The following is a 16,108-nucleotide window of genomic DNA, read 5'->3' on the forward strand; positions in this document are numbered from 1 at the left end:
ATCATTGATCATGATTTTTATAGCAGTGATGTACATCGTTCCCCTTCTTCAAGTGGAAAAAGCAACGAAAGGGAGTACCTATGCAACATCGGTATTTAACCAAAGTAAGGTGACGAAAGTTGATATCACACTGGCTGATGATGATTTGGATTCCATCCTGGATAACCCATCTGAAAAGGAAATCGTTAACGCCGATGTGACGATAAATGGGGAGACGGTTAAAAATGTAGGATTCCGCACCAAAGGAAATCTTTCCTTGAATTCCGTTGTTCAAATGGGCGACTCCGAACGTTACAGCTGGAAGATAGACTTTGATTATTATCAGGAAGATCAAGATTTACACGGACTGAAAAAGTTGGCACTGAACAATAATTACAGTGATCCTACTTTTATGAGAGAATATCTTTCCTATGAATTAATGGAAAAGATGGGCATAGCGACACCAGGGCACTCCTATATGTACGTGACCATCAACGGAAAGGAATGGGGCCTTTACTTAGGTGTGGAAGCTATAGAGGAAACCTTTCTAAATACCAACTTCGCTGATGCTACAGGCGATCTCTATTATCCTGATGGTACGGGAAGCGATTTAAAATGGATCAGCGAAGATATTGATGACTACACAGGATTGAATTTGAAAACAAACGATCATTCGGACCAATCCGCCATGATCCACATGCTCGATGCCATCAATAATGGAGGCAATATCGAGGAAGTATTGGATGTCGATGAAATGCTGCGCTACTTCGCAGCCAACACTGCCCTTGTCAACCTTGATCATTATCAAGGAGATAAAAAGCACAATTATTACCTATATGAAGAGAACGGAGTCTTTTCGATATTGCCGTGGGACTATAATATGTCATTTGGCGGTTATTCCGGAGGCGGCGGGAGGCGGGCAGAAGGCACCGATCAAAAAAATGAAGATGAAGCGACTGCTAAGGACGGTAATGCTGAGCAGGATGACATGAAGCTTCCCGAAGAAGCACCGAATATGAACGGTGGTGGGATGATGGATATGAGCTCCAATTTCATGAATGAAAGTAACATCAACTTCAGCATCACCGAGCCCGTTTCAGGCACGGCCCTTGAAGATCGCCCTTTATTGAATGCCCTGCTTTCTAACGACGAATACCGTGAAAAATATTATGGTTATCTAAACGACATTGCCACAGATTTTTTCTCCGAAGAAAAAATGACAGCAATGAGCTCTGAAATCTCAACGTTGATCACACCATATGTGAAAAGAGATCCAACCAAGTTTTATACAATGAATGAGTTTTTAGACGCAACATCCGGTGAGGAAACCCTTGTTGACTTCGCCGTTCAACGTGCTGGATCGATCTTGGCGCAGCTATCCGGAGACCTGATTGTCGCAGCTGAGACGGAAAGCGGCACGGACGGCAGAGCGCCTAATATGGGCGCTGACGCAAATGGAAGCCAGCAACCACCAAACATGGACGGCGGCGGGGATATGCCTGCCATGCAGCCCCCTGGCATCGATCGCGGTGGGAACGGCTCACCTCCTGATATAACTGGGAAGATGGGCCAAAAGGAGCCAGGAAACAGCAGCTCCTCCAAAGGTACGATCATTCTATCCCTCACGCTCCTGATTTTATTATTGGGCGCATTGGCTTTCGCCCACTTCTTCAAACGAAGGGGCAAAACCGGATGAGGACCACCCCCTCCAACATGAACGAGGCATTCCGAAATATTCGGGATGCCTTTTTTTTATTGAAAATAGAATCTACTAAACTTGATACCAAAGTCGTATTACCAAGGAAAAAAATTCTGCATAAACAGCATAAATCCCAGGATGCACAGCAGCTGACTCTTCTGATTATTTTCGTTTTCACGCAATGTGGGATGAAACCGAGGGTGCGACACTCCTGCGGCAATTGCGTCTAGGGGAGACACCGCTGGCGCAAAGCCTGAGGAGGCTCCACGACCGTCCGCGGAAAGGGAGCGCCCGGAGTGCAAGACGGTAGACGTCCGATTCCTCCAAACTATGGGAAAGGATGATTTGATTTTCACCATATCCCATAGTAGATTGGAAAGGGAGTACCTGCAGTGAAACGAAACCGACTTAGTTCGGATCCTCCACTATGAATAATTAGGATTCTTTCTTGCCTTAAGACAGAGTTCAGGAACGCTCTATGTCCTCCCCTCTTAAATATTCGTAAATTCTTTCTTTGAATAGGCGCCCATACTTTCCCCAGTTATTCCTCAACATTTGAATTATTTTTTAGCTGCCGACTAATATAAAATACCCTTAATTGGTATAAAATAGTAAAATAGAAAGACAAATCAACCTCCAGAGCATTTTCTACTTGTTTACCATTTGAATATAAAGGGTAAAGATTTCCATTATTAGTTTATCCGATCGTTCAGTAACAAGTTTGCCAAAACGCGTCGGTGTCAGGGGGGAAATGGATGAAAAGAAATCATACGATGATGCAATTTTTCGAGTGGCATCTTGAAGCAGATGGTTCTCATTGGGACAGATTGAAATTAGCGGCCTCCAAATTGAAAGATACAGGGATTGATTGTGTTTGGCTCCCGCCTGTTACCAAAGGGCAGTCCATTGGTGACAATGGTTATGGAATATACGACGGGTACGATCTAGGGGAATTTGACCAAAAAGGCACCATTCGTACCAAATACGGTACAAAAGAAGAATTGCATCAAGCCATAACCACCTGTCATGACTACGGTCTGTGCGTATATATCGACTTAGTCATGAATCACAAAGCCGGAGCCGACGGAACCGAAAAATTTGAAGTCATCGAGGTCAATCCAGACAACCGTATGGAAGACATCTCAGAGCCATTTGAAATTGAAGGCTGGACGACATTCGATTTCCCAGGCCGTAATAATCAATACTCTGATTTCAAGTGGAACCATACGCATTTCAATGGAACTGACTATGATGCTAAAAACGACAAAATGGGTGTCTATCGGATCACTGGGGAAAACAAACACTGGAACCAGCACGTCATTGATGAATTCGGCAATTACGATTATCTAATGTTCGCGAACATCGATTACAGCCAGCCCGAAGTTCGCCAGGAAATGATTACTTGGGGAAAGTGGATGGTTGATACATTGAAGTGTGATGGCTTCCGCTTGGACGCCGTGAAGCATATTGATTATGAATTCATTAATGATTTTTTACAGGAACTCATTCCTTATACAAAAGAACATTTTTTCATGGTCGGGGAGTTTTGGAAGGCCGATGTCAAATCCTGTCAAAATTACTTGGAGCAAACCAATCATGACCTCAATTTGTTCGATGTTTCCCTGCATTATAAATTTCATGAGGCCTCAAATGCAGGAACCGACTTCGACCTCTCAACCATCTTTGATGATACCCTCGTAAAAACCAATCCGGAACAGGCCGTCACTTTTGTCGACAACCATGACTCCCAGCCTCATGAATCGCTGGAATCGTGGGTAAAGGATTGGTTTAAACCGTCAGCATATGCTCTTATCCTGCTGAGGCAATGCGGTTACCCCTGTGTGTTTTACGGGGACTATTACGGCATTGGCGGTCCTTCGCCGGTACCCGGGAAAAAGGATATATTGGATCGCCTTTTATATGCCAGATATGAAAAAGCGTATGGGGAACAGAAGGACTATTTTGATGATCCAAATACGATAGGCTGGGTTCGATTAGGGGTTGAAGAGCTGGAAGGCTCGGGGTGTGCGATCGTTGTCTGTAACGCAGATCACAACAGTGAAAAAAGAATGTTCGTGGGTGAGCAACGTGCAGGCGAAATCTGGACTGATTTAACCTATCACAGAGATGATCACATCACCATTGAAGAAGATGGCTACGCGACCTTTCCCGTACATGGAAAAAGCGTATCCGTATGGGTCCTGAATGAAAAACCGCTTGAAGCAGAAAAAAACTAATATTCCAAAAGCGAAGAACAGCATGCCGTCTCCCGCATGCTGTTCTTCGCTTTGAAAATTCAAAAAAATTCTCATGGCCAGACAACCATTCATGGTAAGATAAGGTAAAAAGGAGCTGATGGACAAATGAAGAATGAAATCATTAATAGATTTACTTCTTATGTGAAAGTGGATACACAATCAAATGAGGAAAATCCCTCCTGCCCCTCCACACCTGGTCAGTTGACCTTGGCAAATGCTTTAGTGAAGGAGTTGCAATCCATAGGCATGGAAGAAGTGACGATTGATGATAATGGCTATGTAATGGCGACGCTTCCAGCCAACACGGATAAGGATGTCCCGACGATCGGTTTTTTGGCCCATATCGATACAGCAACGGATTTCACAGGGAAAAACGTAAAACCTCAGCTCGTTGAAAACTATGATGGACGCGATCTTACTTTACATGAAAAATTGGACATCGTCCTCTCACCGAATGAATTCCCTTCACTTAAGGATTATGAAGGGCATACTTTAATTACGACGGATGGGACAACCCTGTTAGGCGCAGATAATAAGGCCGGCATTGCCGAAATCATGACGGCCATGGATCATTTGATACAGCATCCGGAAATCAAACATGGAAAAATCCGTGTCGCCTTTACACCGGATGAGGAAATCGGCAGAGGCCCCCATAAGTTTGATGTCGATGCTTTTGCTGCCCAATTTGCCTATACAGTTGACGGCGGCCCCCTTGGCGAACTTGAATATGAAAGCTTCAATGCGGCATCGGCCAAAATCAAAATCAGTGGGACCAACATTCACCCCGGTACCGCTAAAGGAAAGATGGTCAATTCTGCTAAAATCGCCATGGAATTTCACAATATGCTCCCAGCGGCAGAAGCACCGGAACATACGGAGGGCTACGAAGGTTTTTACCACCTGTTATCCTTTCAAGGCGATGTCGAAGAGACTAGGCTTTCCTACATCATCAGGGATTTCGATCGCCAAAAATTCAATGAGCGCAAGGAATATATGACGCACATCACCAAGGAACTAAAAGAAAAGTATGGACAAAAACGCATCCAGCTTGAATTGCAGGACCAATATTTCAATATGAAGGAAAAAATTGAGCCAGTCAAAGAAATCGTGGACATCGCCCATGAAGCCATGGAAAAACTCGGTATACAACCAAAAATCTCGCCAATCCGCGGTGGAACGGATGGATCTCAATTATCGTATATGGGCCTGCCGACACCCAATATATTCACCGGCGGCGAGAACTTTCATGGCAAATATGAATTTATTTCCGTCGATAATATGATGCTGGCCACAAAGGTGATCGTTGAAATTGCCTCCCTCTTTGAAAGAAAAGCGAAGTAGCTTGATAGAAATCTCACGAATGACCTTTTTCATAAAGGAAAACCCCAAACCTAAGCGGTCTGGGGTTTTTCCATCATGCGCGTATCCAGTGTCGGTGCTTGGCAATGGCTTCGATAAAGGCAGCGCCGCTATTTTCATCCGTGATGGCCACAACGCCTGCATTGGGATCAAAGGAACCTATGCCTGCCTTCGTTAGGATATCAGCACCTTCTTTGCCCGCACCAATTGCCTTGAAATGATTGTAAGCTTCATTCACAAAGAAAATGGAGTCCTTCGATGCATTTAGAGCATCAACACTTTTCTGACCTCCTGCTACATAAACGGCATCGTACAGTACCGAATCGGCTGTCAGGAATGTTTGCTCCACTTCAACTTGCTGTTCTGTTGAACTTGTAATCATTCCCCGATTAATACTGACGATCTCCGCAGTTATTCCTGCCGCCTTGAACGATTTCAATACTTGATTAACCTCAGATGCGTTGAAACCATCGGCAGCCAGGATTGCCACTTTTCTTGTTGCGGCCGTTTTCACTTTCATTTGCTCTTGGCTTAGCGCGGGAGAGGTTAACTCGGTCTCAGCCTCATTCTTGTTGGTTGGAGGATTCGCTCCCACACCCCTGGCAATTGTTCGTGCCAGTTCAAAATCTACATTGCTGAACATCTCGACAACCTGCTGCTGGACGTCCTTACTTTTCACTTTCCCCACTTCAAAGTGGAAAGCGGAAATAATATGCTCCTTCTCCACTTCCGTCATGCTATTCCAGAATAGTTTAGCTTGGCTGTAATGGTCCTTGAAGCTTTCACTGCGCTGGCGCACCTTCCTGCCATCGACCTTTTCCTGATAGTGCGCATAGCCTCCCTCCGCTTCGGAGGCCGGTTCCGGGGAGTTACCTGCAAGGGAATTCTTATGGTAGCTGACCGGACCTGGATTGATTGTCATCCGATGCATCCCATCGCGCTGATTGTTATGAAAAGGGCATACTGGCCTATTTATCGGAAGCTCATGGAAATTCGGTCCACCCAATCGGGATAGCTGTGTATCGGTGTAAGAGAATAAACGCCCTTGAAGCAGCGGATCATTGGAAAAATCAATGCCCGGCACAACATGTCCAGGATGGAAAGCAATCTGTTCCGTTTCCGCAAAGAAGTTATCAGGATTTTGGTTCAACACCATTTTCCCGATTATTTTCACCGGCACCTGTTCTTCCGGCCATAGTTTAGTAGGGTCGAGAATGTCAAAGTCGAAATTGAATTCATCCTCCTCCTTGATCATTTGCACGCCAAATTCAAATTCAGGGTAATTGCCTGTCTCAATCGCTTCCCATAAATCTTGGCGGTGAAAATCGGGGTTCTTCCCGGCGATTTTCTGGGCTTCATCCCAGACGAGCGATTTCACTCCAAGGACAGGCTTCCAATGGAATTTAACGAAATGGGATACGCCTTCTTCATTCACAAAGCGGAATGTATGAACACCGAACCCTTCCATCATCCTGAAGCTTCTCGGTATTGCCCGATCGGAAAGATGCCACATGATCATATGTGCCGTTTCCTCATTATTGGCGACAAAATCCCAAAAAGTATCATGGGCAGAAGCAGCCTGTGGAATTTCGTTATGAGGCTCCGGCTTTACCGCATGAATCAAATCCGGAAACTTAATTGCATCCTGGATAAAAAATACCGGAATATTATTCCCGACCAAATCATAGTTTCCTTCCTCTGTATAAAACTTTGTCGAGAATCCCCTGACATCGCGAACCGAGTCTGCCGATCCGCGTGATCCTGCTACAGTGGAGTACCGGACGAATACAGGAGTCTTGACCGAAGGGTCTTGAAGAAACTTGGCCTTTGTAAATTCAGCCATCGGCTCATATACTTGAAAATATCCGTGTGCCCCTGATCCACGTGCATGCACGATTCGCTCAGGAATTCGCTCATGGTCAAAATGGGTCATCTTTTCACGGAAATGAAAATCTTCCATTAATGTCGGGCCGCGGGTTCCCGCCTTCAAAGAATGCTCATCCTCCGAAATGCGCAAGCCTTGATTAGTCGTCATCTTTTTCCCACTATCATCCACCCGATATTGATCCAACTGCCGATCTTTGCTTTGCTCATTGATTTTTCCACTTTCGTTTTCATTCACCATTCTTTTCAGTCCCCTCCATGTCAAAAATTAAGGTTATTCATGTTGTATGTATTTTCATTATTGGAAGTAATCACGTTATTCTTCCTCCTATACCACTCTATTTCGAGAGATAAACAGCAGAATTCAAAAATTATACAGAGAATACTAGTTATTTTAGTGTAGGGCCGATCATCGTCCGAGCGGGTCGGATCATCTCCATGTTCCGATGGATTCTCCCGGTTGGTCGGATTATCCTCCGATTGGGTCGAATTATCTACCCATTAGGTCGGATCAGCACACGTTTGGATCGAATTACCGCACCAGTTGGTCGAATTATTCCTTCCTTAGTTTTGTCATACTTGGGATGTAAATAAGTCATATAAAAATAAGAAGCGGGAAGGCCATTTTGGGCTTCCCGCTTCTTTAATTCCGCTACTTTAGTTTTTAAATGCTTCTGACACCTTCAAGAGCTTGCCTTTGACTTTGGTATTTTTCATCACTTTCAAGACGAGCGGTCCCTTTTCATTGAGGATTTCCACATAAGAGACATTATCTTGAATCGTTATGATCCCGATGTCCGCTGCATTCACTCCATCAATTTTAGCGATGGTGCCGACAAAATCAACAGCCCTGATTTTCTTTTTCTTCCCGCCATTGAAGTATAGCTTCATGATTTGTTTGTTCAATTTTTCACTTTTATCTTTTTTCATCTTTGGACGTGCTTCGAGTTTTGCCTCGAAATCCGCTTTTTTGTTTGATACCTCTTCTTCTGAAGGGAAAGCCCGCTTGGAGATTTCAAAGCCGATATAATCTTGGATTTCAGTCAGGAATTTGTCCTCGTACGGTGTGACGAACGTGATGGCTTTTCCCTTCTTACCGGCACGGCCCGTTCTTCCTGTCCGGTGTACATAGCTTTCCTTCTCCATTGGGAGGTCATAGTTGATCACATGGGTGATATTATCAATATCGATTCCGCGTGCGGCAACATCCGTCGCGACCAAATAGCGGAATTCGCCCCTTCTGAATTCATTCATCACTGCGAGGCGATCCTCCTGGATCATGCCGCCATGTATCATATCACAAGGATAATCTAGCTCCACCAGCTGTTCACATATTTGGTCGACCCGATCCTTCGTCCGGCAAAAAATGATGCAGCTATCAGGATTTTCGATAATCGTGATATCCCTGAGCAGGGAGAATTTATCATCCTCTTTCACTTCAATGAGGGCATGCTCGATTTTGTCAGTCGTAAGACCCTTCGCTTTGATTTCAATGTCCAGGGGATCTTTCATATATTGCTTGCACAGCTTCTTTATGCTCTCGGGCAGTGTAGCAGAAAAGAGCATCGTCACCCGGTCTTTCGGAAGCGCCTTAATGATGGCCTCGACTTGTTCGATGAAGCCCATATTAAGCATTTCATCTGCTTCATCAATAACCAAATGTGTAAGGCGCTCCAAAGCAAATGTCCCTTTCTCGATATGATCCAGCACTCGGCCCGGTGTTCCCACGACCACATGGCTTTTTTGCTTCAATTCCGCTTTCTGCAAGGCAAATGGATGTTTTCCATAAACCGCAGTGGCCTTTATGCGTTTAAACCTGCCTATATTGGTGATATCCTCTTTTACTTGCACAGCGAGCTCACGTGTCGGCGTTAAAATAAGGGCCTGGGGCTTATTCTCCCCCCAATCGACCATCTCACATATCGGTATCCCGAATGAAGCGGTCTTGCCGCTTCCGGTTTGCGATTTCACGACAAGGTCCTCCCCTTTCAATGCGACTGGGATCACCTCACGCTGCACTTCGGTCGGGCTTTGATAACCCAAGTTCTCCAATGCCCTTACGATTTCATCACTTAATGTATAATCAGAAAAATTCAATTCATTCATATGACAGCCTCATTTATTGTGTAGTATCATGCATTATTGTTTCCATGATCGTAATTTCCTTATTCAAATTACTATTATACGCGATATGGAACGATAAACGTTGCAATAATCAAATTCCCTTTCTTATTTCAAAATAATGAATTCTTCAAAATGGACGATAGAGGAAAACGATTGTGATGAATCAAAATGGACCGGCTGCTTTTCAACATGCTAAAATATGTATGTCAAAAGGGTGTGGATTGAATTACTGTTATCCAAAAGGAGAGCTGATTTATGATAATCGTGACGAATAGAATCAGAGTCAAAAAAGGGATGGGGGCAGTGATGGCGCCAGGATTTACTGCACCAGGTCCGCTTGATGCGATGGAAGGTTTTGTGAAGGTGGAAGTATTATTGACGCAGAACCTGACGGATCATGATGAACTGAGTGTTAATATGTACTGGGAGAACCTCGATAACTTCACTGCTTGGAGAAATAGTGATGCATTTAAAGCTGCACATAAACGGCCAGAAGCAAGTTCCGATTCCGCTAAAAAAGAATCGCCGATCATAGGCAGCGAGCTTACTACGTATGAAATTGCCTCAGTAAAGGAAATAGCGAAATAACATCATGACAAAGAGGCCGCTATTGAAGCAGCCTCTTTGTTTTCCAGTTCAAACTAATCATTGTGCTTCGGCTTTCTTGATTTGCTTGCTTCGCAGCTGTCCGCAGGCCGCATCGATATCCGTTCCATGCTCTTGACGGATTTTACAATTGACGCCCCTCTTTTTCAACGTATCATAAAAGGCGAGAACGGACTCTTTTTCACTTCTTTGATATTGGCTATGCTCATCTACAGGATTATATGGAATCAGGTTGACATAGAGGCGATGTTTTTTATCCTCCAGAAGATTGGCAAGCTGCTCGGCTTCTTCTTTATGATCATTGACATCCTTCAATAGGATATATTCAATCGTAATTCTCCGATTCGTTTTTTCCAAATAATAATCAAGTGATTTCATTAATTTTTCAATCGGGATCGCCCTGTTGATTTTCATGATTCGCGTCCTCAGATCGTTATTAGGTGCATGCAGGGAGATAGCTAGATTCACCTGTAATTGCAGATCTGTGAATTCATAAATCTTTTTGGCAAGGCCGCTCGTCGAAACGGTAATGCGCCTGCCAGCGATGGCAAGACCCTTATGATCCATGAGCACCCTCAAAAAGTCGACCATGTTTTCAAAGTTATCAAATGGCTCGCCAATCCCCATCACCACGACATGGCTGACGAGATCCTTTTGCTCCAGTGTATCCAGATGCAGTTGAACGTTCATGATTTGTTCGACAATTTCCCCGCTGGATAAATCGCGGCTTTTCGCCAATAAACCACTTGCACAGAAACTGCAGCCGATATTGCAGCCGACCTGGGTGGTGACACAAACAGAAATCCCGTATTTATGTCTCATCATAACGGTTTCGATAAGGTTGCCATCCTGCAATTTAAACAGGAATTTGATCGTGCCGTCAGCTGCCTCCTGCTTAACGTGAACAGTTAAGGTCTGGATCGAAAAATGCTCCTCCAGCAATTGGATACAGTCTTGATTAACATCCGTCATTTCAGAAAAACTCGTCACACGTGTCCGATAAAGCCACTCCCAGACTTGCTGTGCCCTGAATTTCCTATGGCCATGGTCCAAAAGCCATGCTGATAATTGCTCGAATGTTAAACCATAAATGGAATCTTTCTTCATTCGTTACCCTCTTTTCATTACATTAAAATTTAGTCGTTCAATCCTTTATCCTTACACGTGTTTCCTCTAAAAATCGGTTCATTTATGATACGGTTCATTTCTATTTATCCGAAAGGCCCGATATATTTGCTCCAATAAAACCAATTTCATCAATTGATGCGGAAAGGTCATTTTAGAGAAGGATAGTGCATAATCACTTCTTGCTATCACCTCGGAGCCGAGACCGAGCGACCCGCCAATGATAAAGGCTATCTTGCTCTTCCCATAAGTGGCCAGCTGGTCGATATGTGTGGCCAGCTGCTCGGACGTAAGCTGCTTACCATTGATCTCAAGTGTTATGACATAGGCGTCAGGGCTGATTTTGGCCAGGATGCGTTCACCCTCTTTTTGCTTTACGATCTCCATGTCCGCGGCACTCAAGTTCTCTGGTGCTTTTTCATCCGGTACTTCAATAAGTTCTATATTAGCATAGGCGCTTAACCTTTTTGCATATTCAGCAATGCCTTGCTTTAAGTATTTTTCTTTTAGCTTGCCTACCGTCATGATCGTTATTTTCATATATATCCTCTAACTTTCCTTATGTTTTAGTATCAGTTCTAGGATTTGCCTACCTATTATCATACCTTACGGATGCCTATAAGCAAAACAAGCAAATCACTTCCAATTGCAAGGATGGTTCATCCCCGTCCATCAGCATCACTTTTCCCACAAAAAAACCGCTGACCTAGAGGCATCAGCGGCAATCCATGATTCAGCGAGAAAAAAGCGTATGGCTAACTTGTTCGTTCCCCTCCAAGTGGATTTTCCGAAGATATCTTATCCCCAGCCTTGATGAAATGAAACGTCAAGAAATGTTAAGAACAGGTTACAAACATCTTATCCACAAAAGTTATCCACATATCCACATTTTCTATCCACATCTTGTATGGGAATATTAGTTCCCTACTAGATATATTGCCACGTTTCGACAATATTCACAGGTTGTTGATAACTGTTTTTCTTCCGACACTTGCGTTAAAACCGGATAGGTTTCACATTCGTACACCACTTCATCCAACGCCATTTCCACGTGTTCCTGACAGCAATATAATTCCATCCTTCCTTCCCCCTTTCCTTTTCCTTTTTACAAAAACCAATTATCCACAAGGTGCGCGGCATCTTTAACATCGACATATATCCACAGGTAATCGTAACAAAAAATAAAAAAAGCGCAAGCGAATATAAAGGACAGGAAGCATCGCTGCGCCCTGTCCTCCCACGTTTTATATTTCGCTGTTTGAAAGTGTGACTTCAGTCGATTCTTTCTTCCCATCACGGTAATAAATGATTTTAACCTTGTCGCCGATTTTCTTATCATTATAGAGGTATTTTCTTAGTTCCACGACATCATGGATTTCCTCATTATCCATTCCAACGATGACGTCAAACTCCTTCAATCCTGCTTTTGATGCCGGGGAGTTGCTTTGAACGCCCGTTATGGCAACACCTGCCGTAACTTTCTTTGGCAGTTTTAATGTATTCTGCTGATGGTATTTTGAAATTTCTTCTACGGATGCCAAATTCACACCCAAGAAGGCACGTTTCACTTCGCCAAACTCCTCGATATCGTTGATGATTGGAATGACCGAATCGATCGGGATGGAGAGTCCGATCCCCTCCACTGCATTTTCTGCAATCTTCATCGAATTGATCCCGATGACCTGCCCTGACATATTTACGAGGGCCCCCCCGCTGTTGCCTGGGTTGATGGCTGCATCGGTCTGGATGACCTCCGCGTTCCAATCCACTTGTCCGTCCTCATTGATATCGACCTCTATCGTTCGCTCCAAGCCGGAGATGATTCCCTGTGTAATCGATCCGGAGAATTGGAGGCCCAGAGGGTTACCAATCGCGATCACTGGCTCACCTGGCTTCAATTTTGCCGATTTTCCGAACTCTGCAATCGTTTTGATCTTGTCACTATTCACGACAATGACCGCTAAATCTGTCCACGGGTCGCTTCCTTGCAGCTTTGCAGGCAATTTCGTGCCGTCACTCAATGTGACTTCAAGTTCATTGGCCCCTTCAATAACATGATTATTCGTAACGATATAGGCTTTTCCGTCAGCCTTTTTATAAACGACACCTGAGCCTGTTCCTGCTTCTGCCGAACTGTCCTCAGCATTGCTCCCTTGTCCCCAGAAATTCGTTTCCTGGATGTTGGTGATGCCTACCACTGCATCACTTGCCTTATCGACGGCATCTGTGACGGCACTAGTTACATCTACAGCAAGGTTTTGCTGCGATTGCTTCAAAGGCTGATTACTGGTTGATTTCTGCGTTGATGTTTCGTTATTCCCGGAATTAAGCAATCCGCTTCCCGGAAATACTAATAAAATAAGTAAAGCACCAACGATGGCGCCGCCCAAGCCAGTTAGAAAATAACTTGCATGGCCCTTTTTCCGTTTATTTCGGTTCTCATCATGATCATCATAATAACCCAAGACCGCTTCATCCTCTCATTTTAGGAAAGTAATAATAGCCATTCTATTGTTTGGTATCCTTCCTCAATTATACTCAATTACCGGATTTTTTCTAAAAAAATGTACCTATATTTCAAAAGGGAAGTCAATTGACTGAAGTACGCCGTTTTACCTATACTTATACAGTTGTAACCAAACGATACCCCAATTAAACCAGTTTGTAACCTTTCGAAAGGAATTTTTACCAATAAAAAAGGAATGAACAAGGTTTCCCTTATCCATCCCATACCATTTATAACGTAACGAGTTCCGTTGGTCTTTTCGGGTCAGTGTCGTATAAGGAAAATTGCTCCCCGACGATTATCCCCTTTGTCTTCAAGGTCTGTTCCACCGACATTCTTGCTAAATCCTTCATATTGTTATCAAGGCTTAAGTGGGCCAGGTATATACGTTTCGTCTTATCACCGGCCACTTCACTCATTGCAAGAGCGGCATCTTCATTGCAGACATGTCCAACATCACTTAAAATGCGGCGCTTGATGCTCCATGGGTATTTACCCATCCTCAGCATCGAAACATCGTGGTTGCTTTCGAATACATAGGCATCGGCATTCGATATGATCCCTTTCATCCGATCGCTTACATAACCTGTATCAGTGATGACCACCAGCTTCTTATCTTCATGATGGAAGACATAAAACATCGGCTCGGCAGCATCATGCGAAACACCGAATGACTCGATATCAAGACTGCCGAACGTTTTGATTTGTTCCATTTCAAATGTGAATTTTTGCTCGGTAGCAATTTCTCCGATCGAGCGTTCCATGGCATTCCATGTCTTTGCATTCGCATATATCGGAAGCTTATGTTTTCTCGCGACCACGCCCAGTCCCTTTATGTGGTCACTATGTTCATGGGTAACAAGGATTCCGGATAATTTCGACATATCACGGCCTATATCCTGGAACAATGCTTCCATCGCCTTGCCGCTCAATCCGGCATCGACAAGGAAGGATTGATCCTCCGTTTCCACGAAAAAGGCATTTCCCGTACTCCCGCTGGCGAGAACACTAAAATGCATAGTCATCTATACTCACTCCAGTATTTTTTCTTCAGTATTTAATTCAATGACCTCTCCATCAAATGCATTCACGAAGAGATCCGTTTCGTTATCAAGGACGATCCACCAAGTCGGTACAAGTAAATGAGACATGGATGTCGTTTGCAGCGAATTATAAAAACCCAGTTTCACATTCGTAACCTTGCTTTTTGGTACAATATCACGATTATCGTATAAAGCTCTAATGGCTTTCATGGGAGTCACTAATTCTTTAGGTTTATTGAATTTTTCAAGTTTCTCTAAATACATCTGCTCATAGGAGACGATTTCACCTTTTTTATTCAAATATAAAGTGACCTTCCCCATACTGTTATTAAAAAACATTTTATTATCTGCCACTTGATAGCAGATGATCGTCTGGGTGGTCTTGTCATAACTCCAAAAGCGGTACTCACTACCATTCAGTATATAGTCCTTCAGGAATACATCAAGGTCTGCCTCATGAATGTCCGCCTTCATGACCACTGGCGTTTTGAAAGTTCCTACCAGCTTCTTATCATCTATGATCTTCGCTTTTTGATTTTTCAAATACTGGATATCTTTCTTCTCGAACGTCTTGCTTTTCGCAGTCAGGAATTGGTCCTTCAGCTTTTGTTTCGGAAGAGGGACTTCTATTGAAATATCATCTTCCTTCAAAAGCTCTTCGGTTGAGGATTCCGCGAAATTTTCATATTGGTAGTCATTGATTTTTTCAAGGAATTGATAAAGAAGAAAAATATTCAAAACGAAGAAAACCATGATGAATATTGACTTTGTATTATTCCAATCCACTTTGATCGCCTCCCGCATCTCCTTCAAAAGGCACAATGAACCATTTATTGCCGATCCGATAATACCAAGTCGGTTCAAGGGTGACTAAGGTGACAAGCTTGGAATCAAGGGATTTATTCAGTTTATACCCGATCGTGATGTCCTCCACGTTCTTGAAATCGATATTATCCTTTGATTTCAACTGATTCAATACTTCCCTGCCGCTTGCTAACGTCTTCAATGATCCTTCTGATGGGAGAACCGAGGCAAGTGAAAAGTATGGACGTTCATAGCTATAAATCTCTTCCTTGCCCCAGATTTGTTCGATTTCAGTCATTCCATATTCATTGAAGGCAGGATAACCGTTTACGAATAACCGGAAAACCACCCGTTGCTCAGTCTCCGACATATAGGCGTAGCGGTAGTTGTTATCCTCCCAGCCAGCATGATCATTGATGAAATCTATGCTTTTTTGCAGAAGATCACTCGAACTGCCAACAAACTTGTTCTTTTGTCCCGGATTGATATAAGAAATCAGGTAATTTTCCTTGTTGATCGTCATCAGCCTTGTTCCATCCGTGTATTCGTAACTCCTCGTTTGTATCCTGCCCGTGACGCCGATCAGTGTCCCTTTTTTACAATACTGGGCAGTATTTTCAGCCGACTTTTTCCATATGATACATTGTACGAAGTCCGCTTCGTAATCACCAACCGTATTACGGAAGTTACGGTTGATCGCTAAAGTGACGTTGGAAACAGC

Annotated in this window: 13 protein-coding genes; 4 read left to right on the plus strand and 9 right to left on the minus strand. The window is 43.7% G+C overall.

Translation table 11 applies throughout. The annotated features are described in order from the left end of the window. From CVN76_RS25245 to pepT, 3 genes are all read left to right on the plus strand, one after another. A partial coding sequence (locus CVN76_RS25245; protein WP_100533506.1) for a CotH kinase family protein occupies positions 1 to 1,675 on the plus strand: 1,675 nt, incomplete at its 5' end. A gap of 758 nt (positions 1,676 to 2,433) precedes the next feature. Beyond that, entirely contained in the window at positions 2,434 to 3,915 is a 1,482-nt protein-coding gene (locus CVN76_RS25255; RefSeq protein WP_100533508.1) for an alpha-amylase, read from the plus strand. Positions 3,916 to 4,041: 126 nt separating this feature from the next. Continuing rightward, positions 4,042 to 5,277 (plus strand): peptidase T, encoded by a 1,236-nt coding sequence (pepT, locus tag CVN76_RS25260; RefSeq protein ID WP_100533509.1) that lies wholly within the window; start codon positions 4,042 to 4,044, stop codon positions 5,275 to 5,277. A gap of 73 nt (positions 5,278 to 5,350) precedes the next feature. On the opposite strand, the gene CVN76_RS25265 is transcribed toward pepT, so the two are convergent. Both CVN76_RS25265 and CVN76_RS25270 read right to left on the minus strand, forming a co-directional pair. Continuing rightward, positions 5,351 to 7,420: a catalase gene (locus CVN76_RS25265; RefSeq protein WP_100533510.1), complete on the minus strand. Its 2,070-nt coding sequence runs from the start codon at positions 7,418 to 7,420 to the stop codon at positions 5,351 to 5,353. 416 nt (positions 7,421 to 7,836) lie between these two features. Continuing rightward, positions 7,837 to 9,285, minus strand: a complete 1,449-nt coding sequence (locus CVN76_RS25270) for a DEAD/DEAH box helicase (RefSeq protein WP_100533511.1) — start codon at positions 9,283 to 9,285, stop codon at positions 7,837 to 7,839. A 273-nt stretch (positions 9,286 to 9,558) separates the two neighbouring features. Here CVN76_RS25270 and CVN76_RS25275 point away from each other — a divergent pair, with 273 nt between their 5' ends. Continuing rightward, entirely contained in the window at positions 9,559 to 9,891 is a 333-nt protein-coding gene (locus CVN76_RS25275) for a heme oxygenase (protein WP_100533512.1), read from the plus strand. Between the two features lie 57 nt (positions 9,892 to 9,948). Here the strand turns inward: CVN76_RS25275 and rlmN are convergent, their stop codons facing one another. The 7 genes from rlmN to yycH form a co-directional block, all read right to left on the minus strand. Further along, positions 9,949 to 11,016: a 23S rRNA (adenine(2503)-C(2))-methyltransferase RlmN gene (gene rlmN, locus CVN76_RS25280; protein ID WP_100533513.1), complete on the minus strand. Its 1,068-nt coding sequence runs from the start codon at positions 11,014 to 11,016 to the stop codon at positions 9,949 to 9,951. Positions 11,017 to 11,094: 78 nt separating this feature from the next. Then, positions 11,095 to 11,574 (minus strand): 23S rRNA (pseudouridine(1915)-N(3))-methyltransferase RlmH, encoded by a 480-nt coding sequence (gene rlmH / locus CVN76_RS25285; protein ID WP_100533514.1) that lies wholly within the window; start codon positions 11,572 to 11,574, stop codon positions 11,095 to 11,097. Positions 11,575 to 11,950: 376 nt separating this feature from the next. Next, a complete protein-coding gene (locus tag CVN76_RS25290) occupies positions 11,951 to 12,112 on the minus strand; it encodes a CxxH/CxxC protein (protein WP_081092338.1) in 162 nt (53 codons plus the stop codon). A 166-nt stretch (positions 12,113 to 12,278) separates the two neighbouring features. Next, the gene (locus CVN76_RS25295; protein ID WP_100533515.1) at positions 12,279 to 13,499 is read right to left on the minus strand and encodes a S1C family serine protease; all 1,221 of its coding nucleotides are present in this window, start codon (positions 13,497 to 13,499) and stop codon (positions 12,279 to 12,281) included. Between the two features lie 271 nt (positions 13,500 to 13,770). Then, positions 13,771 to 14,565: an MBL fold metallo-hydrolase gene (locus tag CVN76_RS25300; protein WP_061141425.1), complete on the minus strand. Its 795-nt coding sequence runs from the start codon at positions 14,563 to 14,565 to the stop codon at positions 13,771 to 13,773. 6 nt (positions 14,566 to 14,571) lie between these two features. Beyond that, complete coding sequence (locus tag CVN76_RS25305; RefSeq protein WP_157805800.1) at positions 14,572 to 15,369, minus strand: two-component system regulatory protein YycI; 798 nt, start codon at positions 15,367 to 15,369, stop codon at positions 14,572 to 14,574. Beyond that, the coding region (yycH, locus tag CVN76_RS25310) for a two-component system activity regulator YycH (protein WP_157805801.1) at positions 15,356 to 16,108 on the minus strand (753 nt) is incomplete at its 5' end. The genes CVN76_RS25305 and yycH, both read right to left, overlap by 14 nt.

The organism is Bacillus sp. mrc49 (assembly GCF_002803435.1).